Here is a 23,928-nt window from a genome sequence, read left to right on the forward strand (position 1 = left end):
AGCTTCATCACCGCCACGGCCTCATGGCATGCACCCGGATCCTCCGGTAATCGGCCATCCACTGCCCGCCCTCATAGAGGACGGGTTTTACCAATTGCACACAGCGATCGGCCGCTTCCTCTTTCTCTTTTTCCGTCAAGCCTTCAAAGAACACACCGGCAAAAGCTTTCAACCAATGCCGCATCCCCTGCTCCCCATCGCTTAAGCGTGTGGGCCGATCATACAATTCCGCATACCCTACTTGAAAGCCCTGATTCTCCAATATCGAAGCATATTCGCCAATCGTCGGAAAATACCATGGGTCCCGCTCACCGGCGTCGATACCATATGTCTTTACCGTATCACGGACCGCACAGAAAATAGTTTCCACATTCCCGGCTCCGCCGAATTCAGCCACAAACCGCCCCCCAGGCCGCAGAGCCAACCATACCGACTCCGCTACCTGCTCCGGACGCTTCATCCAATGCAGCGCCGCATTCGAGAATACCGCATCATAGGGCTGCTCGCCATCCTTCAACCGAAACGCTTGGCCATCCGCTTGCTCAAACCGTACACCGGGGTATTTACTCCGTGCCTTATCGATCATCTCTTGTGAATAATCGATCCCTACGCAATGCGCCCCCATCTGCGCAATCTCATAGGCCAAATCCCCCGTCCCGCAGCCCAGGTCCAGAATCCGCTCCCCCGCCTGCGCCTTCAACAACGCAATCAAACCTTTCCCCAGCTCCGACACAAACCCGATTTGCTTGTCATAGTGCTCGGCATTCCATTGCTGCCCGGCCGCCGGCTTCCCCGTTTTCTTGGTCATGGCTTTCAGCCCCTTCCTTTTTCTATATTAGGGTTTGCTGAACAAGATTCGTTCCAGTCTACGCCCAACGTAAGACACTGAACCCAAACAGTCTGAAAAAAAACAATAAGAGAGCCCGCAGCCGCCGCTCCAGATTCATGACCAGAAACTGAAGGGCGATGACGGTTAAACTGGTTTCGGCGCCGCGTGCGCGAATGCGACCGAGTCCCAATTTGCGTTTTCCTTCTCCAAACTTTCCTTCGATCGCATTACGCTGTGCGGCATCCTGCCGCTCTTGCCTACAATCGCCATCGCTTTGCTGTTTTGATGGTCTGCCGAGCTTGGGGCCGCTGAGTCGAATCTTAAAGCGGTCAACCCGACCAGTATTATGGGGACGACCAAACGTTTAAGTCGGTCAATAAATATTGTTAAATCTAAACGTTTTTTTAGTTCACGGGAACTACGCCGCTATGACCAGAAGCTCCACCATTTCTTCTTATGCGCTTGTGGCGCAAGCACCGGGACTTCTTCATTATGAATGATTCTTCTCGCATTTTCTGTGAAATAGTCCACCTTGGCCTCCCCGCATTGCTCAGCCACCAGCGAATAGGCCTGACGAAGGGCGAACGCCCGGCTGTCGACATTGTGAGCGTCGGATGAGATAAAGTGAGCCAGGCCTTGCTCGCACCAAGCGAAGCATAGCTTCTGCAGCTTGCGGCCGAAGGCGCCGTTGACGGAATGGGACGTAAGCTGGGCCAGGGCGCCCAGATCGATGAGGCGGGCCAGCTTATCGGGAGATGCGGCAAGAACCGCGTTGCGTTCCGGGTGGGCGATGATCGGAATGCGGTTCATGAGCCTCAGCTCATGAATCATTTCTTCCGTGTAAGCAGGCACGTCGGCGGACGGCAGCTCAAGGAGCAGATAAGCGGTATCATGCAAAGTAATCGCATGGCCGGACTGCAGCTCGTCCAGCAGTTCCCGGTGAATCCGCACCTCTTGGCCGGCAAGCACCTTGACGGATATAGCGTTCTCCTCCAGCAGCGTGTTCAGCTTAGCGACGTCATGGCGAACTTGACCGCCGGGGTTCGTGTATTTTCCGTTATAATGATGAGGTGTAGCGATGAGGGTATGTATGCCTTCCTTCTCGGCCGCTTGAGCCATGAGAAGGGCTTGACGCTCGTCCGCAGCGCCATCGTCGATACCGGGCAGTATATGCGTATGTATATCAATCAAGTTTCCATTCTCCCTACCTTCATATCATTCTTTATTGCATAATTAATTATAGAGGTTCGGGAACACGTTTGTCATTCGCGTTTTCTGTGAATTTTCGCACCATTTCAATGTTGGGATTTACTTCACAAATCGACAAGCAGTATAATGAATGACTGTGAACTGTTACGTTACTACCATCCATGTTATAATGAAATGAATGCGACAGGCAGGTGATCTCATTTCATGCAGAAAATTCCAGTTGTTCGTGATAAAAGAAGCTCCGATATTCTGATCATTCCGTCGGATGAAGTCGTGAAGATCGAAAGCATCCGAGATAAAGAATACATCGTTCATACCGCGAACGATAAATTTTATTGGGCTGCCTCCCTCGAAGCTTTCGAAGAGTGTCTGTTCGAAGAAGGCTTTCGTTTGATCGATCAGATGAACGTCGTGAACATGAACCATGTGAAAGAATATGATCCGCGCAAAGGCGTCGTCAAACTGCAAACCGGCTCCTCCACCTCCTACAAGACCGCATCGGCGGCATGGATACAAGGCGAACATGTCACCAACCTCATCAATCTCTTACGCAAGATGAAAGATCTGGATCACGGCATCCCTGAAGAGGACGACGACATCTTCGAAACGATCTTGGCGCAGGAAGAAGACTATCGGTTTGCCCGTTCATATGCGATGATTAAAGCGCTTTACGAGAAAAAAAAAGCCGAGATTCTGCTCGAAGAAAGCGAGCTGCGGTATAAATCGTTGTTCGAGCATAACCCCGATCCGATCTGCTCGCTCAATTTGAGCGGGCACATCACCAGCGTAAACCCGGCGATGTTCGCCGTTGCCGGCTATACGGAGAAAGATTTGCTTCACAAAACGATCGATACGCTGCTTGTTCCGGAACATTACGCCCGTTGGTCGCAGAGCTTCTTCGAAACGCTGAAAGGCGCGACCCCTCATTACGAGCTTTCGTTCCGGCACAAAAATGAGGACCGGCTGGTCGAGCTGAGCGTATTGAACTTCCCGATCTTCGTAGGCAAACAGATCGCAGGCGTCTATATGATCGGCCAGGACATCAGCGAACGCAAACGCGCGGAAGAAATGCTCATCCGTTCGGAGAAGCTGTCCATCGTCGGACAACTCGCGGCCGGTGTCGCGCACGAAATCCGTAATCCGCTGACTTCGCTCAAAGGGTTCGTACAGTTGATGCAATCCCGGGTAGCCGGGTTCGACAACTACTTCAACATCATGATGGAGGAGCTCGAACGCATCAACTTTATCGTCAGCGAATTTCTCGTCATCGCCAAGCCGCAATCGGTCAAGTTCCAGCCGAAGGATGCGGCCGTTATTTTGCACAATACGATACTCTTGATCGGTTCCCAAGCCATTATCCATAACGTCAATATTGTCACCGAAACGGATCACGACGTGCCGCTCATCAATTGCGACGAGAATCAAATCAAGCAGGTGTTCATCAATATTTTGAACAACTCGGTAGATTCCATGGAAGAAGGCGGCGAAATCCGCATTCAATTCAAAAAACAAGAGGACGGTTATGTCCTGATGCGTTTCACCGACCAGGGCTGCGGGATTCCGGAGGATCGCATTCCGAGATTGGGCGAGCCGTTCTATACGACGAAGGAGAAAGGCACAGGCCTCGGCCTGATGGTCACGTTCAAAATCATCGAAAGCCACGGGGGCAAAATGAAAATATTCAGCGAAGTCGGAAAAGGGACGACGGTTGAGATTTATATGCCCGCGGCTGATTCCGCTTCTTGTTAGCACCCTCATGAGAAAAGCCTGCCGATACCTCACAAGGTTTCGGCAGGCTTTTCCGTTGTAACGCCGGCAGGACTATCGGTTCAGCAGGCTTCCCACATAACGCAGCAGCTCGTTAGCAGAGGCTGTCGTGTACCCGTGTTCTTCCACAAGCCGCTTGATCACTTCGTTGATCCGTTTCAATTGATTTTCATCCGGCGTCTTGGTGGACGTCGTAATTTTCACGATATCCTTCAGATCGGTGAACAGCTTCTTCTCAATCGCCTCGCGCAGCCGCTCGTGGCTGCTGTAATCGAACCGCCGCCCCTTGCGGGAGTACGTGGACATGCGGATCAAAATCTCTTCGCGGAACGCCTTCTTCGCATTCTCCGAAATGCCGATCTGCTCCTCGATCGATCGCATCAGCCTCTCGTCCGGGTCCATCTCCTCGCCGGTCAGCGGGTCTTTAATTTTCCCCCAGTTGCAGTAAGCTTCAATGTTGTCGAGGTAGTTGTTGAACAGCGTCTTGGCCGACTCGTCGAACGAGTACACGAACGCCTTCTGCACTTCCTTCTTCGCCAGCTCGTCGTACTCTTTGCGCGCGATCGAGATGAAGTTCAAGTACCGTTCACGCTCATCCTTCGTAATCGAAGGATGCTGATCGAGACCGTCCTTCAGCGCGCGAAGCACGTCAAGTGCGTTAATGAACTCCAGGTCGTGACGTATCAAGGCGCTGGAGATGCGGTTGATGACATAACGCGGGTCGATCCCGGTCATGCCTTCCTCCAGAAATTCGTTCTGCATCTCCTTCAAATCGGCATCCTTGTAGCCCTCGACTTCTTGCCCGTCATACATGCGCATCTTCTTGACGAGGTCCATCCCCTGCTTCTTCGATTCCTTCAAGCGCGTCAAAATCGAGAAGATCGCCGCCGCCCGCAGCGAATGCGGAGCGATATGTACGTGTTTCATGTCACTCTGCTGGATCAGCTTCCCATATATTTTCTCCTCTTCCGATACCTTCAGGTTGTACGGGATCGGCATGACGATCATACGCGACTGAAGCGCTTCGTTCTTCTTGTTCGCAATGAACGACTTGTACTCGGATTCGTTCGTGTGCGCCACGATAAGCTCATCCGCCGATATTAACGCAAACCGCCCCGCTTTAAAGTTGCCTTCTTGCGTCAAGGAAAGCAGGTTCCACAAAAATTTCTCGTCGCACTTCAGCATTTCCTGGAACTCCATTAACCCCCGGTTCGCCTTGTTCAGCTCTCCGTCGAAACGGTATGCGCGCGGATCCGATTCGGAGCCGAACTCCGTAATCGTGGAGAAGTCGATGCTGCCCGTCAAATCCGCAATGTCCTGCGACTTCGGATCGGAAGGACTGAACGTCCCGATCCCTGTCCGGGTGTCCTCGGAAATAAGCACCCGCTCCACCAGCACGTCCTCGATGCGCCCCCCATATTCCTCCCGAACCCGAATTTGGCACGACGGGCAAAGGTTGCCCTCAATCTTCACGCCGAACTCCCGCTCCACATCCGGCCGAAGCTCCAGCGGAATCAGGTGCAGCGGCTCCTCATGCATCGGGCAGCCCTTGATCGCGAAGACGGCGCCTTCGTCGGTGCGCGAATATCGCTCCAGCCCGCGCTTAAGTATCGTGACGATTGTCGATTTCCCCCCGCTGACAGGTCCCATCAGCAGCAAGATGCGTTTGCGGACGTCCAGACGTCTTGCCGCCGAATGAAAGTATTCCTCGACCAATTTCTCGATCGGATGATTGAGCCCGAAAATTTCTTTCTCAAAAAATTGATATTTTCGATGCCCATTCTCCTCTACAATTCCATGAGAGGCGATCATTTCATACACGCGCGCATGAGCCGTCATGGCAAGTCGAGGATTGTCGCGGAGCTTCTCCAGGTAATCGGCGAAGGTACCGGTCCATGCCAGTCTTTCGGTTTCCGTGCGATAATCGGCGATTTTCTTGAATATGTTCATGATTCATAACCTCCTCCGGGCTTTGCGGCGCAAAACCAGCTTTCATGAGCATCGGTACAGGATAAGGGCAGCAACAACATCCTTTGGATCGACATCGGGAACCCTCTTTCAGTAATCCGAAGTGTATTAAATACCTATGCAGGAAAGCGGACGAAGTTGACCGAAATTTTTAGACAAATTGTTGGATATGGCCTATAATGGCTGTAGTTAACAACCGATGGAAGGAGTGCGGACCCGAGTGGCGATCAAAAGCGAAACCGAGCTGTATGCCCCCGTCAAAACTTACCTGGAGCAGCTCGGCTATGAGGTGCGGGGCGAGGTGCGCCACTGCGATTTGGTCGCGATCCGCGGCGACGAGCCGCCGCTAATCGTAGAGCTGAAGCGAAGCTTCTCGATTCCGCTGCTGCTGCAAGCCATCGACCGGCTGCGGATGTCTCGCACCGTCTACGTCGCCTTCGAGAAGCCGGACAAAGGCAGAGCGCCTCACCGCGCAAGCTGGCCCGAGCTTCGAACCTTATGCGGCATGCTCGGGCTCGGGATGATGACCGTGCAGTTCTACAAAACAAAAAAACCTCGCGTCGAGGTTGAATGTCATCCGCCCGAAGCGGCCGAAGGCCGGCTGAGCGCCGGAAACGGACGGAGGCCCAGAACGAGCAAATATGCGGCCGGCAAGCTGGAGCAGGAGTTCCGCGAACGACAGGGCGATTACAACGTTGGCGGGAGCTCGAAGCGCAAGCTCGTGACCGCGTATCGCGAGAAATCGCTGCACCTCGCCGCACTGCTAAGGCAGTACGGACCGATGTCTCCGCGCAAGCTGCGCGACATGACCGGAAACAGCCGTTCGGCCGCCATGCTCCAGAAGAACGTGTACTTGTGGTTTCAACGCGTGGAACGAGGCGTATACCAGCTCACCCCGCAGGGCGAGGAAGCGCTGCTGACGTACGCTCATGTCGTCCAGGCATTCCGGCTGGAACCCGTCCCCCTAACCGGGGAAACGAACGAAGCTGCAGCCGAACCTATCGGCAGCCTCAGCGGCTCCGTGTGACCGCGCAGCCCTGCGCTTCAACCTGAATGTGCCGTCGGGCTCCCCGCTTGAGCAGCTCCTTGTGAATCCAAATCGCGGCTTGCGACCCTTCGCCCATGGCGATGACCGATTGCTCGGCATGCACGCCGATGTCTCCGGCCGCCCATACGCCGGGCACCTGGGTCATTTTCGTTCGCGGGTCGGTGACGATGTGTTTGTTCTCCATCCGCTCGATGCCGAGCGAGACCGCCCAATCGGAGTGAACCCTGTTCCCGCCGAAGGCGATGAATCCCCGTTCTCCCTGTATCGTCTCGCCCGTCGTTAAACGAACGCCGCCGAAGGCTCCCTCTTCCGAACTTCCGTTTCCTAAGACTTCAGCAATCTCCGCCTCCACGTATGCAATGCCAAGCTCCTCGAGCTTTCCCCTATGCGCGCTGCCTATCGCCTTCCGTTCATGATTGACATACACCAGATCATCGCACCAATACTTCAGCGCGAGCGCCATCCCGGAGCCGGCTTCGCCCGCCCCCATCACGATCGTTCGTCTGCCGACCGTCTCGTAGCCGTCGCAATCCGGGCATACATACACGCTATAACCGAGCCTCTCTTCCAATCCGGGTAAGGCCGGATAGCGGTCGGCAATGCCTGTCGCGATCAGCAGCGTTCTGCCCTTCAGGACCCCGCCGCTCCCACCGCCGTATAAGGCGACCTCGAACGTCTCCCCGTCGCGCGCGGCGGCAAGCGCTTCATCCTGCACGAACTCCACCCCTAACCGCTGCGCCTGGAGCTGTCCGAGACGCCGCAGCTCCTGTCCGGAGACGCCGTCCGGCCAACCGATGAGGTTCCGGTAGCTGCGGCACAGCGTTGACCTGCCGTAACCCTTGTCCACAACCTTGACGCGGTGGCCGTAACGGCCTAGCTGAATCGCCGCTTGAAGCCCGGCAAACCCTCCGCCGACAATGATGCAATCGTACATAAGCAGAATGCTCCTTCCTCTCCCCGTTCAGTTACAAACTAGTTTCCCCATAAGGATGGACATTCCATGCATGATGCTTCACGTAGACCTAAAAGCCTAATCTAAACTTTATAATTAGGTAAATTGGCCTATTTCCAGTTTTTAATGTACACTAAATTGGTAGGAGTCATTTGTATAGGAGGGGTCATCTTGCTTCGAACGCTTATGTGGATGTACCATCGCTTAATGAAAAACATTTATAAACGGAAAGGCTCTTGGCAAAGCGAGAAGTTTTACTATCACCATCAAAAGGAAAAACAGTACCGCGGGAGGTAAACTTGCCATATATTCTCCAGCCTCTCCGGCCTTACCCCTCCGTCGTGTGCGATGCGAAGGTTCCGGAACGCGATCCGCCTCGATCAACCCGTACAGCGCGATTTGCAGCGCGGAGCTGCCGAGCAGTACCCAGGGCAGCACTTCAATGCCTGCGTTCCCCACCATGTATCTGGCGATTAATACGATAACGTTCACGCTTGGCCGGCTGATCCACCGGATCCGGTTCGTATCGGTCGATACGTCATACACGAGCGTCAAATAACCGACGCAATAGAAAGCGCTTGCAATCCCGTTGCAGACAGCGAACAGGAGATAGTAATTCACGAGATGTTCTCCCGTAAACACGACGGACAAATAAAAGACGGCATGCATGCCGATTCCGATACGGTAACCGACCATGCGATCATTTTGCTTGATCTGCCCCCCCCGATGATGAATGAGAAAATAACGGAAGTGTAGTTAACTGCGTAATAGATGCCGTTAATGGCCATACTTTCGGTCAACCGCCACAGGTAAAGAAAGACACCGAACATGGAAGCTCCGAACTGAAAGCAAAGTGGATGAATAGCGATACGCCCGCCTCAACCGCCGCTCCAAGTCTCGCCTGCAGCAAACCGGGGCGCGTACCGTTCGTACGACGCCGGCTCTAGTCTCCGCTCCGGAAGTGAAGCCGTAAAAACCGCTTTCTCGCGACGTTTGAGCGCATAATCGGGCGCCTGCCTCTTTCTCTTATATGATGCGCAGTTATTTCCCGGAAACTCTCCCGAATGGATTGCAAAAGACACCGGTCCTGTAACCGGACCGGTGTCTTTGAATCGACCTTATTTTTTCAAGCTGTCCCATGTTTGTTGGAACTCGGTCAGCATTTGATCTTTCGTTTTTTGCTTCGCGACATAAGCCTGCATCGTAGCCGCGAACTTCTTGCTGGACGCTTCGCCGCCCGGGAATTTGAACCAGTTCCAGCTAAGCGTTTTGTTGTCTTTGCTGTAACGGATAATGTCGGCTGCCAAAGGTCCGAGAATCTTCTCGTCAGCTGGAATCGATTTGAACGCCGGGATAAATTTGAACTCTTCAACAATGTACTTTTTACCCATATCGGACGTTACGAGCCAGTTAAGGAACTTCTTCGCCTCTTCTTTGTTCGGCGAGTTTTTGTTAATCACCCAGTTGTTCGGTACGCCGACCGGCAGCTTGTCGTTCGCCGCTGCGTCGTCACTGATCGGCATCGGCAGGAAGCCGACCTTCAGGTTCGGGTTCGTCTGCGTCAATTGCAGCTGCGTCCAGTTCCCTTGCTGCGTCATCGCCGCTTTGCCTGTCGCGAACTCGGTCACTTGTGTTTTGTAGTCGGTTTGCAGCGGGTTTTTGTTGCCGTATTGCAGCTGCAGATCGAACAATTTCACCCATTGATCGAACACAGGGTTGCCCGGGATTTTAGCCGCGCCGCTGTTCAAGTCGGCGATAAATTTGTTAGGATCCGGTTGGTAAGCGAACGGCAGGTTCACGAAGTGGTTGCCAAGCACCCACCATTCCGCATAACCGTTCACGAACGGTGTAATGTTTTTGGCTTGCAGCTTCTTCGCCGCATCCTCGAGCTGCGAGATCGTCTTCGGCGTCTCGGTGATGCCGGCTTGCGCGAACAAGTCCTTGTTATACAGGAAGCCGTACCCTTCCAGGTTAAGCGGCTGACCGTACAGCTTGCCGTCCTTGGTCATCGGTTCTTTCGCAACGTCGACGAGGTCCTTCACCCATGGCTCTGCGGAGAGATCCTCCAGGTGCTCGATCCATTTGTCAAGATCGGAGAAACCGCCATTGTTGAAGATATCCGGTTTATCTCCGGAATTGAACTTCGCCATCAGCGCTGCGCCGTAGTCCGCGCCGCCGCCAACGGTGTCGATTTGAATTTTTACGCCCGGGTTCGCCTTCTCGTACTCGGCTGCCAATTTGGCAAGCGGCTCGGCGATTTCCACTTTAAACTGGAACATTTTCAGGGTGACGTTCTTCGCCGCTCCGGCATTACCTTCCGTTCCGCCCGTGCTTGGCGCTTCCTCTTTCTTAGCGCAACCTGCGGCAACGGACATCGCCATAATGGCCGCCAGACTCAAGCTTACGATTTTCTTTGCATTCATCGAAGTAACCTCCCTTATTTCTGAACCATTTTTATTTATGATTTACAAGTTTATTGTATAAAATGCCCACCTTGCCGAACACAGAGAAAATTGATCGAAAAGGTGGAACATTTTGAACAAACGCTTTCATTGGAAGTTCGTAACCCTGGGTATCCGGTTAGCCCTTAACCGAACCGGCCGTAATTCCTTCGATAATGAAGCGCTGCATCGACAGGAAGAAGATGATGATCGGAATGACGCCGAGCACGAGCGCCGCGAGCGCCATATCCCACTGCTTCGTATACTGACCGAAGAACGAATACGTCGCCAGCGGAATCGTCCGCAGATCCGGATTGTTCAATACGAGAAGCGGCAGCAGAAAGTCGTTCCAAATCCATAAGCTGTTCAGCAGGACGATCGTAACCGACATCGGCTTCAAGAGCGGGAAAATGATTTTCCAGAACACGCCGTACGGGGTGCATCCGTCCACCGTTGCGGACTCCTCGATTTCCTTCGGAATCGATTTAATGAAGCCGTGATACAGGAACACGTTCAACGATACGCCGAACCCGAAGTAACAAATGATGAGACCGAGCCGGCTGTCCATCAGACCGACCTCGCTGGCAACCTTCACGAGCGGGATCATGATCGATTGGAACGGAATGACCATCGCGGCCACGAACGCAAGAAACAGCCAATTATTGAAACGCGACGGATGGCGGACGAGCCGGTAAGCCGCCATGGAGCTGATCAAGACGAGTCCCAGGTTGCTGACCACGGTGATGATCAGCGAGTTCGAGAACACTCTTGGGAACTTCATAATCCCCCAAACCTTCGCATAGTTGGCGAGGTTGAACGATTGCGGCAAATTGGCCGAATTCACGAGCAGCTCCCCGAACGTTTTCATCGAATTGACAATAACGAAATAGAACGGTACGAGGAACAGCAGGCCCAGCACAATGCCCAGCACTTCAAGCGAGAACAGGCGGAAGTTGTAGTTTTTGCCCGATTCCATTACGCTTCGACCTCCTTCCGCTTCGTAACGGTAACTTGAATCATCGTAATGATGGCAACGACGATGAAGAAGATGAACGCTTTTGCCGTTCCGAGACCGTATCGGTTGTTCCGGAACGCTTCTTCATAGATGTTCAGCGCTACCGACTGGGTCGAGTTGAACGGACCGCCTTGCGTCAGCGACACGTTAAGATCGTACATTTTGAACGCCCATGAGATGGTAAGGAACAGACAGACCGTGATGGACGGCATGATCATCGGGAACGTGATGTTCTTCAAAGTCTGCCAGCGATTGGCGCCGTCGATATACGCGGCCTCCTGCAGCTCCTTCGGCACGTTCGCCAGCCCCGCAATGTAGATGACCATCAAATAACCGGCATGCTGCCAGACGCTGACGATGACAAGCGCCCAGAAGGCGGTCGGCGAATCGCCCAGCCAAGGAAGCTGAAAAAACCAAAGTCCCGTCAGCTCGCCGATGTTGGAGAATCCTTTGACGAAGATGAACTGCCAGATGAACCCGAGCAGCAGGCCGCCAATGACGTTCGGCATGAAAAATACGGTACGGAGCATGTTGCGCGTCTTGAGCGCCTGCGTCAGCAGAAGCGCCAAGCCGAACGCCACCACGTTCGCAAGAAGAACTTCGGTGACGGTGAATCGTGTCGTGAACCAGAACGACCTATGGAAATCTTTATCCTCCAGGAGGATATGTTTGAAATTGTCAAAACCGATCCACTTGACGTTTGAGGTGACCCCGTTCCACTCGGTGAACGAGTAGTACATACTCATGACGAACGGGACGATGACGATGATGCCGAAGAAAATGAAAGCCGGCCCTACGAACACGAGCTGCTGCAGCGCGCTTGATAACCGCTGATTTGCTTTCATGGGTACCTCCCCCTTTTGGTCTTAAAGTTTGCAAAATTCTTGTAAAGTATACCCTTAGTATAGAAAGTGCGGCTGACAATGAACATGGAATCTCTTGTCGGATCAGGTGGAATTTATTGATCTTTGTTGGTACAATTAAGGGCGCTAGCGCCAAAATCAGGAGGGACGCCCTTGATCCGAAACAGCATCCGCAACAAGCTGATCTTATTTCTGCTGGCCGCAACCATCTTGCCGATCTCCACGTCGATCGTGATGACGTATTACGTCACCGAACGCCAGGTCATCCAAGATACGATACAGACTAACTCCAACCTGATTTATCAAGGAAAAACGAATCTCGTCAACTATTTGAACGGGGTCAAGCAGGCGACGCTGCTCGTTTACAATGACAACAATTTATATACGGTGATCGAGAACGGGGCCACCGGATTCGGCAGCCGCCAGGAAATTATACGGGGCTTGCTGAGCATCAACAACGCGGTTCAAGAAATTCATCAAGTGTACCTGTATCTGAGCAAAACGGATAAAGCTTTCCTGTATACGCAGGGCAATACGAATTCAAATGAAAGCAGCCAATCCAAATATGTGCCCAGCGTGGATAAAGGCAACGTCTGGATCGAGCCTACGCATTCGAGCCATACGTATGCGATGTTCCCTTTCAATCCGCTGCCGACCGCTACCGTCTTTACGTTTCACCGCTCGATTACCAACTCGCTGACGATGGAAGATCTCGGCACCCTCTCGGTAGACGTCAACGTCTCGTTCATCGAGTCGATCTGCAACCAGCTGATGTCGCAAGGCGAAGAGCTGTTCGTGCTGGACGCCGGCGGCAATGTGGTGTACGGCTCCAATGCCGAGTACCGCGGCAAGATGCTGGATGAGCCCTGGGTGCGCGACTTGCTCGCTCGCGAAGAGGAACGCGGCAGTCTGGAGTGGAACGGCGGCGGCTTTAGCGGCATCCAAATGTATGAGCGTATCCGCGAGCCATACGCCGATTGGATCATTGTCAAGCGTATTCCCAACGAGCTGTTGTATGAACATGCCAAACGGCTGACGTTCGCCAATACGCTCATTTTGCTCGCCTTCATGGCGGTCGTCATCATCGGGACCGTGATTGTCTCGATCCGGTTTACGGCGCCAATCCGGAAGCTGCTCGGGTATATCGGCAAAATTCAGACCGGCAACATGCAGGTCGATATTCACGTCAAAGGCAATGACGAGTTCAGCATTCTCGCCCATCGCTTTCGGGTGATGATGCAGACGATCAACCAGCTGATCACGAAGGAATATAAGCTGGAGATCGCCAACAAGACGAATCAGTTGAAGGCGCTGCAAGCGCAGATCAATCCGCATTTTCTTTATAATGCCCTGCAGTCGATCGGAACCCTTGCCCTGCAGCACGAGGCGCCCAAAATTTATTCGCTGCTGTCCGCTCTCGCCAAAATCATGCGCTACAGCATGAACACGGGCGAACCGATCGTCCCCTTCAAACGGGAAGTCGATCACGTCCGTTCGTATTTGGCTTTGCAGCTGCACCGGTTCGAGAACGAGCTGACCGTCGAGTACCGCATCACGGACGAAGCGGCTGAGATTCCCGTACCGAAAATGATCCTGCAGCCGCTTGTCGAAAACTATTTCAAGCACGGGTTCGATCCGCGCAGCCAAATCGGGCGGCTCGAAATTGGCGGACGGCTGCTGGAGGGAAACCGGTTGGAGATCACCGTCGCCGATAACGGCAAAGGCATGAGCGCCCACCATTTGGAGCAGCTGCGCCGCAAGCTGAGACTTCCTATGGATGCCAGCGGCGAGGAGGACGGCATCGGGCTTTTGAATGTGCTAGCAAGACTCAAGCTCTACTATGACGACGAAGCGGCTATGATCGTTGAGCCTCATCAACCGGGCGGCCTCATAATCACCATAATCATTCCCTTACAACGCAAGGAGGCGGACGAAGATGATCGCCATGATCGTTGACGATGAGAAGCACGTGCGCGACGCGATTAAGCTGCTCGTGCCATGGACGACGTTCGGCATCGATACGGTGCTGGAGGCGCAGGACGGCGCCGAGGCTGTGGAGATGCTGCGGCAGCACCGGCCTCAGCTCGTATTCACCGATATGATGATGCCGCTGATGAACGGGATGGAGCTGATGGCGTGGCTGAGCGAGCATCTGCCGTCCGCGAAGACGATCGTCATCAGCGGCCACGACGAATTCGACCTGGTGCGGCACGCAATCAAGCACGGCGGGGTCGACTACATCTTAAAGCCGATCGATGCGGAGCAGCTTGTGGAGACGACGCAGAAAACCGTCGCGCTGATTCGCAAGGAGCAGGACGAGCGGCGCCAGCAGCAAAGCTTGAACATGGAAATGAATCAGATTAAGCCCGTATACTGGGACACGATCTGGTCGAATTTGGTGAGCGAGCCCAAAACATACGAGAAGCATGCCAAAGAAATTGCCGAAGAGTACGGCTTGAGCCCCGACGTCACCTCGTGCCGTCTGGCGGTGCTAAGCCTCGATACGATCAGCGGCAAACTGAAGGACCGGTTCTGGTCGCAATGGGATCTGGTCTTCTTCTCGCTCATGAACGTCTGCAATGAAGTGCTGACGATGGACCGCGGTCAGCGGATCGGCGTCGCCTTCCGATTCTGGAACAGCGAGAACGAGATCGTCCTCCTGCTGTTCCGTGAGCTGGAACGGTCGGAGGCCGTTTTCCTCCACATTCAGGAGTGCATCGTCAATACGTTCCAAAGCTCCATGGATATCGGCGTCAGCGGCGTACACCCGTTCCCGGACAAGCTGAAGGAAGCTTATGCGGAAGCGAAGCAAGCGCTGAGGCGCCGCAATCTGCTCGCCAGGCAGAAACGCATTCACGAGTACGACGACCGTCCGCCGCTCTCTGCCGGCGTGCTGTCGATGTCGGAGTACGCCGAAGCGATCCGCCTTGCGGTCCGCAGCGGCAGCGAAGAGCAAATTCGCAAATCCGTCGGCGAATGGATTGACGCCGTGCGGCGTCTTCCTTCGATCAATACGGAGCAGCTCGAGCTGTGGTGGCACGAATACAACACGCTGAAAACCCGCTGGATGAGCGAATGGTTCGGCGACGGTCCGCCTCCGCAGCGCACGCAGGACGACGCCCCGTTTCACGTCCCGATGGATGACGAAGGACGCTTATCGATCGATATGTGGGAGCAGCAGCTCGTCCGCAGCTTAACCGAGCTTTCGAAGCACATGCTGAAGTCGCAGCGGCAGGACAGCAACGTCATGTTCGAAATCGCCAAATATATACGTAATCATTATCATCAGGATATTACCTTGCAGGAGATCGCCAACCATTTCTACTTGAGCCGTGAATATATTTCCCGCAAATTCAAACAAGAGTTCGGCGAGAACTTATCCGATTATCTCAGCGGCATCCGAATTGACAAAGCCAAGCTGCTGCTGTTAAACCCTCACCTGCGCATCGCGCAGGTCGCCGCCATGGTAGGGTACGAAGATGAGAAATATTTCAGCAAAGTGTTCAAGAAAACGGTCGGCGTCTCTCCGAACGAATACAGGAAGGGGAGAGAATCTTGAATACTCCGATCGAAACGAATTTGCCGCAAGCCCCGATTCGCACTGGCCGGCCGAAGCAGGCAAAGCCGAGAACGTATACGATACTGATCGTTTCGTGGATCATTCTTGTAGGCTTGGGCATATGGGGAGCCAAAGCCTATACCGATTATCTGCAATTGCAGATCAAGACAGATATCGCCGCGCAAATCGAGAACCAGCTTGCCGCTGTGCAGGAAGACTATCAGAAGCAGATCGGCGACTTGAAGCAAAGCATGTCCGCCGATATGACCCAGTTGCAGTCGAAAATCGATTCGGTCAATGAGCTTCTCTCTTTCACGAAGGACAGCGCCAGCAGTAAAACCGACAACAGCAACCAATTGTATACGCAGCTGGCCGATGTGACGAAGAAGCTCGACGACTTGAAAAAACAACTGGATGCGCTGCAATAGGAGGTGCACCTGCGATGAATCCGATTCAACAAATCAACCGGGTGATGCTTCTCGCGTTGGCTCCGTTCCTCGGCGCACTCGGTTTTCTGGCGGCGGCGCAGCTCTCCGTAGAGCTTCCTAAACCGGTTGAACGGCCGCAGGTCGACCTGCAGCTGAGGGAGAGCCTCCAATCGGCGCTGACGAAGCTCGACCGATCCAAGGAGGATGCGGCGCTTACCCGCACTACCGTCGAGAAATACTTTCAGTTCTACGCCAAAAGCGCCGACGAAGCCGCCCGCCTGTCGAAGCTGGCGGAAGCCGCCGCCGAGCGCCCGGCAGCGATCTTCGACACACGCGTAGCTTCCAAGCTCGGGGGGAAGGTGAACCGCTCGGCTTCTTCGGCGAATATCGATCTGAAGCTGTACACCTTCTCCGAGGAGCGTTACAAAGGGTACGCCTTGAAAGTTAATCTAAAGACCGATAAAGGGATGACAATGGTTCTGGGCGGCGACAAAGTCGGCGGCAGCGAAACGACGCTGCAAGCGGTGCGCCGCTACGGAGCGGTAGCGGGGGTCAATGCGGGAGGCTTCGCCGACGATGCGAAGACGGGCAAGCGGTACCCGCTCAGCACGACGATGGTCGGCGGCAAGTACGTATACGGCTTCGAGCCTTCCTTCGAAGACTTGACGTTCATCGGACTGAGCACCGATCGCAAGCTGATCGGAGGCAAGTTCTATAAGCAGGAAGATCTCGACAAGCTGAAGCCGTCGTTCGGCTCCACCTTCGTGCCAATCTTGCTGCAGAACGGCAAGAAGCAGCCGATTCCGCCCCAATGGGTCAGTTCTCCGGCACGCGCGCCGCGCACCGTGGTCGGCAGCTTTAAGAACGACCAGCTGTTATTTATCGTAACGGACGGATACGACGAGCGCGGCAACTCCGGTGCTACGCTCGCCGAGCTTCAGGACAAGCTTCAGTCGCTCGGCATCAAGGACGCTTACAACCTGGACGGCGGCGGTTCGTCGAGCTTGATTTTCGACGGACAAGTGATCAACCATCCGTCGGATAACGGCAAGCTTCGTCCGCTGGCAACCAACTTCCTGTTTTTTAAATGAGGCAATTGTTCACAGATTTATTCATTTTCTTGGAGTTTTTACGTTTTCTTTTAGGGGAAGGTTGGTTATAATATAGGGCGGGAGGTGCTGAATCATGTCCGCTACGTTTTGGCTTGTTATTACGGTGTTTGCTATGTTTATTACTGCGATGCTCACGGCCGCCTACAATGAAGATAAAACAAAAGGCTTGTAAGCCGTTCGCATGCGCACTCGCGGGTTGAAGGAACTCGGATAACCGGAAACGGACCGAATCGTTCAACCCGTTTGATTTATCGCGGCCTTCTCGATACATTATGTATCCGAGTTTATATGATCTAACACCTTATTTATGATGGCTCTTCTTCGGAACGGCTGCCTTCTCGTTCCTGCTTTTCATCCGAACCGCTTCCCGAACTTAAACCGCGCCAACGTTCACCGTCTATGCCCAGTTGATCCAACAAATCATCTATATCCAATTCAATCGGGGCTCGATTGGTCGTTGTCATTGTTTGTCACGTCCTTTAAGTTATCGTATGCTACTAAAGTTCAATTCCAGTATATTGTGAAGTTTAGCATAACAACCGTTACAAAAAGGTTACAAAACCAACAAAATAATATACTTTTATTGTATCCTTTCTTAAATTTTAACTAAATATTTGATACACTGGTGAAATACATAGTCCTAATTGATCATTTACCGCTAGAGACTCGTTCACATTGGAGGACTTTGGACTTATGGCCCTACTGGCAACCAGCTACAGGATAAGTTATGAATTTACACCGAACCCCGATCCTGACGCCAAAACAATCGTACTGCTTCACGGTCTCGGTCTATCCGGCTCCTTCTGGCGATCGTTGATCCCGCTGCTGTCGGTTCGTTACTCGCTGCTCGTCTGTGATTTGCCCGGACACGGCCTAAGCGGCGAAACGTCGGAAGACGTCACGTTCGCTACCCTCGCTGAAGATCTACGCTTGCTGCTCGAATCGTTGAACATAAGCTCGGTTGTCTTGGTTGCTCATGACGCGTCCGTGTATATCGCCAGGCGTTTGGCCGCGTTAACCCCTTCCAGCGTGGAGCGCATGATTTATATCTCTCCTTATATGCCCCACACGCTGCCGGCTACGCTTACCGAGCTGCAGGATCGCAGGCTTCTGCTCGAACAAGCGCCGATGACGGTCTACGCAGCCGCCATGGCGCACAAGCTGACGGGGACTCCCGGCGATGCGCTTCTGCATCAACGCATCGTCCAAGCCCATGAGCGCGTTTCTAAGGCTTTATACATACAATTGCTCGACCTCGCTGGCTCCGAGCAGGCATTACATGAACAAGCTCACGTCCGCAAGCCGCTTATGATCATATCGGGCGAGCTGGATGCAAGCTTTCCGCCCGGCATGGCGCATATCGCGCACATGCTGTTCGACGCCTCCGCCTTCCTGATCGTACCAGGCGCCTCCAACCTCACCTTCGTGGATCAACCGTTGTATACCTCGGACTTTATCGACCGCTTCGTGCGGAAAACGCCCTTCGAACCCGGTAAGCCGAAACCGGTGGAGGACGAGCTTAAGCAAACGCTTCGTGTCCTCTGGTCGGGACGCCTCCCTTCTGCCCCTGAACGCAACCGGTTGACGATCCGTTGTATCGGAACGTTCGAAGTCAGTCTGGGCCAGCGGCCGATCCGGCTCGGTTGGAACACGCGGCACGCCAAGAGTATACTGATGTATTTGGCGTATCACCGCTCGGCAACGCGGGAACAGCTGTGCGAAACGTTGTTTCCGGAGACGGCTTTCCCCAAAGCCATGCGCAACCTTCGCGTGTATTTAAATCATTTTAGCAAGCTGCTCGAAACGGAAGACGGGCAAGAGCCTTGCTTAACGATCGAACGGGATACGATCAAATTGAATATTGAAATCGATTGCGATCTATTCGTCCTCCTGCGGGAATTGCAAAGCGCTTCCGAACAAGCGGACAGCGCTTACAAGCTCAATCAGTGTGTGACTCTTTCCGAGCAGCTGCAGAGCAAAATATTGTCCGGCTGCTTCGACCCGTTCTCCATCGCGCTCAAGGAGACCGTCGAGCAAGCATGGGAACAGTTATCATTATGGGCCGCCGATAACTGCTGCGAACGGGAACAATATGCGGAAGCCGTCCGCTTCCTGCAAAGCGGCCTGCAGTATGGCACCGGGGAAGAGCTCTTGTTCTACGACCGCCTGATCGCGATTTCTCAACGAACAGGCAATGCGAAAGAGCTTCGCAAGTGGATGCGCATGCGGAAGAAGGCCTGCGTCCCGACATAGCTGATAGCAAAAAAATAAGACTTGCCTCGGCGCACGGCCGTCCGGCAAGTCTCTTTCGCGTCACAACTGCAGCACCTACGCCTGAGTGTTCTTCATCTGTTGCATTTCACCCAAGCATTCGGAACAAATGTATCTTTCTTTGAAGTCGCTGACCTGATCCATGGACCCGCAAAATACGCAGCGTGGGCGATATCTTTCCAGAATAATATGATCGCCGCTCACCAAAATCTCTACCGGATCTCCTTCGTTCATTTGATACCGTTTGCGTAGCGACTTCGGGAGCACTATTCGTCCAAGCTGGTCGACCTTCCGTACGACACCTGCCGGTTTCATCATTAATTCACCTCACCTTTACTCTACTTAACTTCCCGACTTCCCTTATATGGTTTCGACGCCAGTGCATAAATTCCTGCCACCGGCTTTCTCGCAACCGGCTTCCTCCACTGTTCGTTACCCGTTTCTTGTCCTTCTGAATCAGCCTATATCCGGCTCCCGATCACGATAATCCGGGGAATCCGATTTGTCTTAAGCCTTCATACAAAATAATCGCTGCGGAATTCGATAAATTCAGCGAGCGCACCGCATCGGTCATTGGCATGCGCATCAGCGCATCGGGATGCTCCGCCAAAATTTCCGGCGCCAGCCCCTTTGTTTCTTTGCCGAATACCAGAAAATCGCCGTCGCGGAACGTAATGTCCGTGTACAGCTTGTCCGCTTTCGTCGTAGCGAAGAAAAACCGCGCGTCTTTATACTTCTCTTTCACTTCTGCGAACGAATCGTGATATTCGAGCTTAACCGCGTGCCAGTAATCGAGACCCGCACGCTTCAAGGTCCGGTCGTCGGTGTCGAAGCCGAGCGGCCGTACCAAATGAAGCCATGTTCCCGTAGCGGCGCACGTTCTGGAGATGTTGCCGGTGTTGGCCGGAATTTCAGGCTCGACCAATACGATATGAAACGCCATTGTTCAGTTCACCTCAATTTTAACACTCGTTTTACCTTTTTTTAATACATAGATGACGGTCGGCTGCGATAATGAAGCTACTATGTGCTAAAGGAGACATGTCGAATGATGAAGAAGAAAATCCTTGTCGTTGACGACGAACCTTCCATCTCGATGCTTATAGAATTCAACCTGAAGCTGGTCGGTTTCGAAGTCCACTGCGTATATGATGGCGAAGAGGTATTCAGCGCCATTCCTCAATTTCGCCCGGACTTGATTGTGCTCGACTTGATGCTTCCGAAGATGGACGGCATCCAGGTGTGCCGCAAGCTGCGGAGCCAGAATAACATGGTGCCGATCGTGATGCTGACCGCCATGCAGGACTTGTCCGATAAAATTGCGGGGCTCGATAACGGCGCTGACGACTACATGACGAAGCCATTCAGTCCGCAGGAGCTTATTTCCCGTATCCAGGCGATTATACGCCGTATTCAAATTTTACCTTCCGCAATGGAGAACACGCCGGTCCAAATTGGCCCTATCGTCATTCGACCAGACCAGCGGGAAGTGAAGGTCAAGGGCGAAACGATCGAGCTGACGCCTAAGGAATTCGATCTGCTGCTCTTCTTATGCAAGCACCGGGGCAAAGTGCTCAGCCGCCAGCAGCTGCTGCACGGCGTCTGGGATTATCATTTCCTCGGCGACACGCGAATCGTCGACGTTCACATCAGCCACCTGCGCGATAAGATCGAAACGAACGCGCGGACTCCCGAATATATTGTAACGATTCGCAACGTCGGTTACAAACTGATGGAACCTAGCGCGAAAGAATCCTTGGCCTGATCGACAAAAGGAGCACCGTACGCATCCGGCGCGGCGCTCTTTTTTTACGCGAAAAAGCAGCTCCGCAAGACCCGTAAGCGCCCTGACGAAGCTGCTTGTCCCGGCTGTTAGCCGTTACGCTTCTGGAAATCGGCCATGAACGAAGCGAGCGCCTCGCAAGCTTCGAACGGTACGGCATTATACGTGGAGGCCCGCAGTCCCCCGACGTCGCGGTGGCCCTTCAGCCCGACGAAGCCGTGCTGTTCGGATTCCTTCACGAATTTCTTCTCAAGCTCTTCGTTTTCCATGCGGAATGTAATGTTCATCAGGGAACGATATTCCGGTTGGACGACACCGCGGTAAAATCCGCCGCTTTGATCGATGGCTTGATAAATCAAGCTGGTTTTCTCCCGGTTGCGCTTCTCCATCGCAGCCACTCCGCCGTTCTCCTTGATCCACTGAAGAACCAGGTTGACCATGTACACCGAATAAACCGGAGGCGTGTTGTACAGGGAGTTGCCCTTGGTATGCGTATCGTAGCGAAGCATCGTCGGAATACCTTTAGGCGTATCTTGAAGTAAATCTTCGCGCAAAATAACAACGGTTACGCCGGACGGCCCCAGGTTTTTCTGAGCACCGGCGTATATCATCGCAAACTTGGAAACGTCGACCGGACGGCACAAAATGTCGCTGGACATATCGCCGATCAACGGAACACTGCCGGTATCCGGGTATTGGACGAACTGGGCGCCCCCAATCGTTTCATTCGACGTAATATGCAGATAAGCCGCATGATCGCCGAGCTGAAGCCCGCTTAGATCCGGAATACGCGTAAAATTGTCCGCTTCGGAACTGGCCGCAATCGCCGTTTCGCCGATCAATTTCGCTTCCTTGATCGCTTTGCTGGCCCAAGCGCCCGTATGGACGTAATAGGCGGTTTGACCCGCTTTCAGGAAGTTCATCGGGATCATCGCGAACTGGGTGCTCGCTCCGCCCTGCAGGAATAACGTCTTGTAACCGTCCGGAATCGAAAATAGCTCCTTCAACAAGGATTGCGTATCTTCGTTCAATTTCTCGTATTGAGCGCTTCGATGAGAAATTTCCATAATGGACATGCCAATGCCTTGATATTCCACAAACTCTTCCTGTGCCCGCCTTAGTACTTCCAAAGGCAGCGCAGCCGGTCCTGCATTGAAATTGTAAGCGCGCTTTGTCACGAGATTCACACCTTCACTTTTCATAGGATATGGCTATGATAGCAAAGGTTAGCGCGCCGATTCAAGTGTAAGTTTCATGAACGAGAAGGAGGATGGATTCCGATGATTCCGAAGTTTCGATTATTTGTGGCTGTGCCGCTGCCTGAACAGGTCCGTCTCGCCGTATCCGCTTGGCAGAACGTATTGAAGCGCGACCTCCCTTTTGCCAAATGGGTGCATCCGGATGACCTGCACATCACACTTCTTTTTATAGGAAACGTCAATGCCGAGCGTCTCCATGAAGTCCGGGCGGCGCTTGATGCTGCTTGTACGGGGGCAAGCGGAAAAACGTTCAACCTGCAGTTGGGTAAGCTCGGGACTTTCGGCAAGAAGCAATCGCCTTCGGTATTATGGGCGGACATTCAAGGGGAACTCGCGCCGCTGGGTGCGATACAACGCCGTGTCGAAACGGCCATGCAGGATCTGCTCGGGATCGAGCCGGAACAGCGTGCCTACAAACCGCACCTTACGCTTGCCAGAACATACAACGGAACATGGGTTTGGAGCCCCGAATTGATGCGGCTTCACCCTCCAACCGATGAAGCAAGCGCCTGGCGATGCGACGAAGTCATCTTGTACCGCAGCCATTTGGGCCAAACGCCTATGTATGAGCCGGTAAGCAAGCATTCGTTAGACTGACTCCTGCTCCTGCGGATCGAATCCTATGGCGGGATTGCACGTTTGGAGGAATAGAGGGGTTGGAATGCGTCAGCTCTCTATGTCACGGGTGTAATAAGTATGATCATCGGTAAGAGCCGGCTCTTTCCGGATTTCCATCTGGGTAACTTGATCTACAGGGGAAAGGGCCAAAATCTCCATGGCTTTAGTCGGATTTATGCCCAGTTGGCGCAGAGCGTGCCTAATGTCCAACGATATGGTCTTCTCCATAATTACCTCTCTTTTAGATCGATTTCCAAGTCAGATTTTCTCCTCATCCTTGTTACACATTTTATCGGGAAATCGCATTTTTTTTGATAGTCTTAAATGTCTATTTTTTCCAACATAAAGTTTTTTTTAGACACTCAACATATAGCGAGAATGGGGGATTTGTCAGCTATTGTCACTGCGCTTGTTCGAATACGGCGGTTTGACTGCTTTTCAGCTGATGAACGATTCGGCGAAGCGAGTCTTTGCCCAGGCCCAAATCAGTCAGCTCTTGAATGATTTGAATCCATTCTTGATCGATCGGCTCCGGCTTATCGGACTCGTCGTGAAGAATGAGGGTTTGAACGTTGACGCCCAGTACCGGAGCCAGCTTGCCAAGAAACTGGATCGAAGGGTTCGATTGCAGGTCGCGCTCGATCGAGCTCAGGTACGATTTGGCTACGCCCGCCCGGGCGGCAAGCTCTGTTAAGGACATGCGTTTTTGATGTCGAAGATTTTGAATACGTGCACCGATCATTCGAGGATTCCTCCTATAATATGGGATCAATTGATTCCTTCGACTTATTTCAATACTGATTGTA

General features: G+C 53.2%; 23 protein-coding genes and 1 pseudogene. 10 read left to right on the plus strand and 14 right to left on the minus strand.

Annotated features, from left to right (window positions below; translation table 11 throughout):
* Positions 1-7 precede the first annotated feature (7 nt).
* The 3 genes and pseudogenes from FKP33_RS11975 to FKP33_RS11985 all read right to left on the minus strand — a co-directional run bounded on the left by FKP33_RS11975 (position 8) and on the right by FKP33_RS11985 (position 2,020).
* Positions 8-808, minus strand: coding sequence for a class I SAM-dependent methyltransferase (locus tag FKP33_RS11975; protein ID WP_054797555.1), 801 nt, complete (start codon positions 806-808; stop codon positions 8-10).
* A gap of 58 nt (positions 809-866) precedes the next feature.
* A pseudogene (locus FKP33_RS11980) lies at positions 867-1,154 on the minus strand (transposase); the annotation flags it as partial.
* Positions 1,155-1,255: 101 nt separating this feature from the next.
* Positions 1,256-2,020 carry a tyrosine-protein phosphatase gene (locus FKP33_RS11985; RefSeq protein WP_141335168.1) on the minus strand — a complete coding sequence of 255 codons (765 nt, stop codon included), beginning with the start codon at positions 2,018-2,020 and terminating at the stop codon, positions 1,256-1,258.
* 222 nt (positions 2,021-2,242) lie between these two features.
* Between FKP33_RS11985 and FKP33_RS11990 the strand changes: the two genes are divergently transcribed.
* Complete coding sequence (locus tag FKP33_RS11990) at positions 2,243-3,787, plus strand: ATP-binding protein (RefSeq protein ID WP_141335170.1); 1,545 nt, start codon at positions 2,243-2,245, stop codon at positions 3,785-3,787.
* Positions 3,788-3,859: 72 nt separating this feature from the next.
* Here FKP33_RS11990 and FKP33_RS11995 read toward each other — a convergent pair whose 3' ends face one another.
* Entirely contained in the window at positions 3,860-5,755 is a 1,896-nt protein-coding gene (locus FKP33_RS11995; protein WP_141335172.1) for a PrkA family serine protein kinase, read from the minus strand.
* Positions 5,756-5,993: 238 nt separating this feature from the next.
* Here FKP33_RS11995 and FKP33_RS12000 point away from each other — a divergent pair, with 238 nt between their 5' ends.
* Positions 5,994-6,800 (plus strand): DUF2161 domain-containing phosphodiesterase, encoded by an 807-nt coding sequence (locus tag FKP33_RS12000; RefSeq protein ID WP_127608287.1) that lies wholly within the window; start codon positions 5,994-5,996, stop codon positions 6,798-6,800.
* Here FKP33_RS12000 and FKP33_RS12005 read toward each other — a convergent pair.
* Both FKP33_RS12005 and FKP33_RS12010 read right to left on the minus strand, forming a co-directional pair.
* Entirely contained in the window at positions 6,784-7,755 is a 972-nt protein-coding gene (locus FKP33_RS12005; protein WP_141335174.1) for an NAD(P)/FAD-dependent oxidoreductase, read from the minus strand. The genes FKP33_RS12000 and FKP33_RS12005 overlap by 17 nt on opposite strands.
* 222 nt (positions 7,756-7,977) lie before the next feature.
* Positions 7,978-8,394: a hypothetical protein gene (locus FKP33_RS12010; RefSeq protein WP_181410127.1), complete on the minus strand. Its 417-nt coding sequence runs from the start codon at positions 8,392-8,394 to the stop codon at positions 7,978-7,980.
* Positions 8,395-8,397: 3 nt separating this feature from the next.
* On the opposite strand from FKP33_RS12010, the gene FKP33_RS27685 reads away from it, so the two are divergent.
* On the plus strand, positions 8,398-8,529 hold the full coding sequence (locus tag FKP33_RS27685) for a hypothetical protein (protein WP_258313436.1): 132 nt from the start codon (positions 8,398-8,400) through the stop codon (positions 8,527-8,529).
* Positions 8,530-8,891: 362 nt separating this feature from the next.
* Here the strand turns inward: FKP33_RS27685 and FKP33_RS12015 are convergent, their stop codons facing one another.
* From FKP33_RS12015 to FKP33_RS12025, 3 genes are all read right to left on the minus strand, one after another.
* Positions 8,892-10,196 carry an ABC transporter substrate-binding protein gene (locus FKP33_RS12015; protein WP_127608289.1) on the minus strand — a complete coding sequence of 435 codons (1,305 nt, stop codon included), beginning with the start codon at positions 10,194-10,196 and terminating at the stop codon, positions 8,892-8,894.
* A 157-nt stretch (positions 10,197-10,353) separates the two neighbouring features.
* Complete coding sequence (locus FKP33_RS12020; protein WP_054796071.1) at positions 10,354-11,190, minus strand: carbohydrate ABC transporter permease; 837 nt, start codon at positions 11,188-11,190, stop codon at positions 10,354-10,356.
* On the minus strand, positions 11,190-12,074 hold the full coding sequence (locus tag FKP33_RS12025) for a carbohydrate ABC transporter permease (protein ID WP_127608290.1): 885 nt from the start codon (positions 12,072-12,074) through the stop codon (positions 11,190-11,192). The genes FKP33_RS12020 and FKP33_RS12025 overlap by 1 nt, the downstream gene beginning before the upstream one ends.
* 171 nt (positions 12,075-12,245) lie before the next feature.
* Between FKP33_RS12025 and FKP33_RS12030 the strand changes: the two genes are divergently transcribed.
* Genes FKP33_RS12030 through FKP33_RS12045 form a run of 4 tightly spaced genes read left to right on the plus strand, consistent with a single transcriptional unit; the run spans position 12,246 to position 17,170 of the window.
* Positions 12,246-14,048 carry a cache domain-containing sensor histidine kinase gene (locus tag FKP33_RS12030; protein WP_141335177.1) on the plus strand — a complete coding sequence of 601 codons (1,803 nt, stop codon included), beginning with the start codon at positions 12,246-12,248 and terminating at the stop codon, positions 14,046-14,048.
* Entirely contained in the window at positions 14,029-15,651 is a 1,623-nt protein-coding gene (locus FKP33_RS12035) for a response regulator (RefSeq protein WP_141335179.1), read from the plus strand. The genes FKP33_RS12030 and FKP33_RS12035 overlap by 20 nt, the downstream gene beginning before the upstream one ends.
* Complete coding sequence (locus FKP33_RS12040) at positions 15,648-16,079, plus strand: hypothetical protein (protein WP_141335181.1); 432 nt, start codon at positions 15,648-15,650, stop codon at positions 16,077-16,079. The genes FKP33_RS12035 and FKP33_RS12040 overlap by 4 nt, the downstream gene beginning before the upstream one ends.
* A 14-nt stretch (positions 16,080-16,093) precedes the next feature.
* The gene (locus FKP33_RS12045) at positions 16,094-17,170 is read left to right on the plus strand and encodes a phosphodiester glycosidase family protein (RefSeq protein ID WP_127608294.1); all 1,077 of its coding nucleotides are present in this window, start codon (positions 16,094-16,096) and stop codon (positions 17,168-17,170) included.
* Positions 17,171-17,496: 326 nt separating this feature from the next.
* Here FKP33_RS12045 and FKP33_RS27150 read toward each other — a convergent pair whose 3' ends face one another.
* The gene (locus tag FKP33_RS27150; protein WP_155614500.1) at positions 17,497-17,655 is read right to left on the minus strand and encodes a hypothetical protein; all 159 of its coding nucleotides are present in this window, start codon (positions 17,653-17,655) and stop codon (positions 17,497-17,499) included.
* 229 nt (positions 17,656-17,884) lie between these two features.
* Between FKP33_RS27150 and FKP33_RS12050 the strand changes: the two genes are divergently transcribed.
* Positions 17,885-19,444 carry an alpha/beta fold hydrolase gene (locus tag FKP33_RS12050; protein WP_141335182.1) on the plus strand — a complete coding sequence of 520 codons (1,560 nt, stop codon included), beginning with the start codon at positions 17,885-17,887 and terminating at the stop codon, positions 19,442-19,444.
* 75 nt (positions 19,445-19,519) lie between these two features.
* On the opposite strand, the gene FKP33_RS12055 is transcribed toward FKP33_RS12050, so the two are convergent.
* Together FKP33_RS12055 and FKP33_RS12060 are read right to left on the minus strand one after the other, a co-directional pair.
* The gene (locus FKP33_RS12055) at positions 19,520-19,777 is read right to left on the minus strand and encodes an AbrB/MazE/SpoVT family DNA-binding domain-containing protein (protein ID WP_127608331.1); all 258 of its coding nucleotides are present in this window, start codon (positions 19,775-19,777) and stop codon (positions 19,520-19,522) included.
* Between the two features lie 163 nt (positions 19,778-19,940).
* Positions 19,941-20,405 carry a tRNA (cytidine(34)-2'-O)-methyltransferase gene (locus FKP33_RS12060; protein ID WP_127608296.1) on the minus strand — a complete coding sequence of 155 codons (465 nt, stop codon included), beginning with the start codon at positions 20,403-20,405 and terminating at the stop codon, positions 19,941-19,943.
* 105 nt (positions 20,406-20,510) lie between these two features.
* Here FKP33_RS12060 and FKP33_RS12065 point away from each other — a divergent pair, with 105 nt between their 5' ends.
* Positions 20,511-21,227, plus strand: coding sequence for a response regulator transcription factor (locus FKP33_RS12065; RefSeq protein WP_054796065.1), 717 nt, complete (start codon positions 20,511-20,513; stop codon positions 21,225-21,227).
* A gap of 107 nt (positions 21,228-21,334) precedes the next feature.
* Here FKP33_RS12065 and serC read toward each other — a convergent pair whose 3' ends face one another.
* Positions 21,335-22,423 carry a 3-phosphoserine/phosphohydroxythreonine transaminase gene (serC, locus tag FKP33_RS12070; protein WP_127608297.1) on the minus strand — a complete coding sequence of 363 codons (1,089 nt, stop codon included), beginning with the start codon at positions 22,421-22,423 and terminating at the stop codon, positions 21,335-21,337.
* A 102-nt stretch (positions 22,424-22,525) separates the two neighbouring features.
* Here serC and thpR point away from each other — a divergent pair, with 102 nt between their 5' ends.
* Positions 22,526-23,101 (plus strand): RNA 2',3'-cyclic phosphodiesterase, encoded by a 576-nt coding sequence (gene thpR / locus FKP33_RS12075; protein WP_141335184.1) that lies wholly within the window; start codon positions 22,526-22,528, stop codon positions 23,099-23,101.
* Positions 23,102-23,522: 421 nt separating this feature from the next.
* Here the strand turns inward: thpR and FKP33_RS12080 are convergent, their stop codons facing one another.
* On the minus strand, positions 23,523-23,864 hold the full coding sequence (locus tag FKP33_RS12080; RefSeq protein WP_054796062.1) for a helix-turn-helix domain-containing protein: 342 nt from the start codon (positions 23,862-23,864) through the stop codon (positions 23,523-23,525).
* Positions 23,865-23,928: the final 64 nt, after the last annotated feature.

Source organism: Paenibacillus sp. tmac-D7 (genome assembly GCF_006519665.1).
Lineage (GTDB): Bacteria > Bacillota > Bacilli > Paenibacillales > NBRC-103111 > Paenibacillus_G > Paenibacillus_G validus.

Coding starts and splice junctions, on each gene's coding strand:
- FKP33_RS12080 (WP_054796062.1), bottom strand. CDS start 23,864: ATGATCGGTGCACGTATTCAAAATCTTCGACATCAAAAACGCATGTCC.
- FKP33_RS12050 (WP_141335182.1), top strand. CDS start 17,885: ATGGCCCTACTGGCAACCAGCTACAGGATAAGTTATGAATTTACACCG.
- FKP33_RS12045 (WP_127608294.1), top strand. CDS start 16,094: ATGAATCCGATTCAACAAATCAACCGGGTGATGCTTCTCGCGTTGGCT.
- thpR (WP_141335184.1), top strand. CDS start 22,526: ATGATTCCGAAGTTTCGATTATTTGTGGCTGTGCCGCTGCCTGAACAG.
- FKP33_RS11990 (WP_141335170.1), top strand. CDS start 2,243: ATGCAGAAAATTCCAGTTGTTCGTGATAAAAGAAGCTCCGATATTCTG.
- FKP33_RS11975 (WP_054797555.1), bottom strand. CDS start 808: ATGACCAAGAAAACGGGGAAGCCGGCGGCCGGGCAGCAATGGAATGCC.
- FKP33_RS11995 (WP_141335172.1), bottom strand. CDS start 5,755: ATGAACATATTCAAGAAAATCGCCGATTATCGCACGGAAACCGAAAGA.
- FKP33_RS12015 (WP_127608289.1), bottom strand. CDS start 10,196: ATGAATGCAAAGAAAATCGTAAGCTTGAGTCTGGCGGCCATTATGGCG.
- FKP33_RS12065 (WP_054796065.1), top strand. CDS start 20,511: ATGATGAAGAAGAAAATCCTTGTCGTTGACGACGAACCTTCCATCTCG.
- FKP33_RS27685 (WP_258313436.1), top strand. CDS start 8,398: ATGTTCTCCCGTAAACACGACGGACAAATAAAAGACGGCATGCATGCC.
- FKP33_RS12020 (WP_054796071.1), bottom strand. CDS start 11,190: ATGGAATCGGGCAAAAACTACAACTTCCGCCTGTTCTCGCTTGAAGTG.
- FKP33_RS27150 (WP_155614500.1), bottom strand. CDS start 17,655: ATGACAACGACCAATCGAGCCCCGATTGAATTGGATATAGATGATTTG.
- FKP33_RS12055 (WP_127608331.1), bottom strand. CDS start 19,777: ATGAAACCGGCAGGTGTCGTACGGAAGGTCGACCAGCTTGGACGAATA.
- FKP33_RS12005 (WP_141335174.1), bottom strand. CDS start 7,755: ATGTACGATTGCATCATTGTCGGCGGAGGGTTTGCCGGGCTTCAAGCG.
- FKP33_RS12025 (WP_127608290.1), bottom strand. CDS start 12,074: ATGAAAGCAAATCAGCGGTTATCAAGCGCGCTGCAGCAGCTCGTGTTC.
- FKP33_RS12035 (WP_141335179.1), top strand. CDS start 14,029: ATGATCGCCATGATCGTTGACGATGAGAAGCACGTGCGCGACGCGATT.
- FKP33_RS12060 (WP_127608296.1), bottom strand. CDS start 20,405: ATGGCGTTTCATATCGTATTGGTCGAGCCTGAAATTCCGGCCAACACC.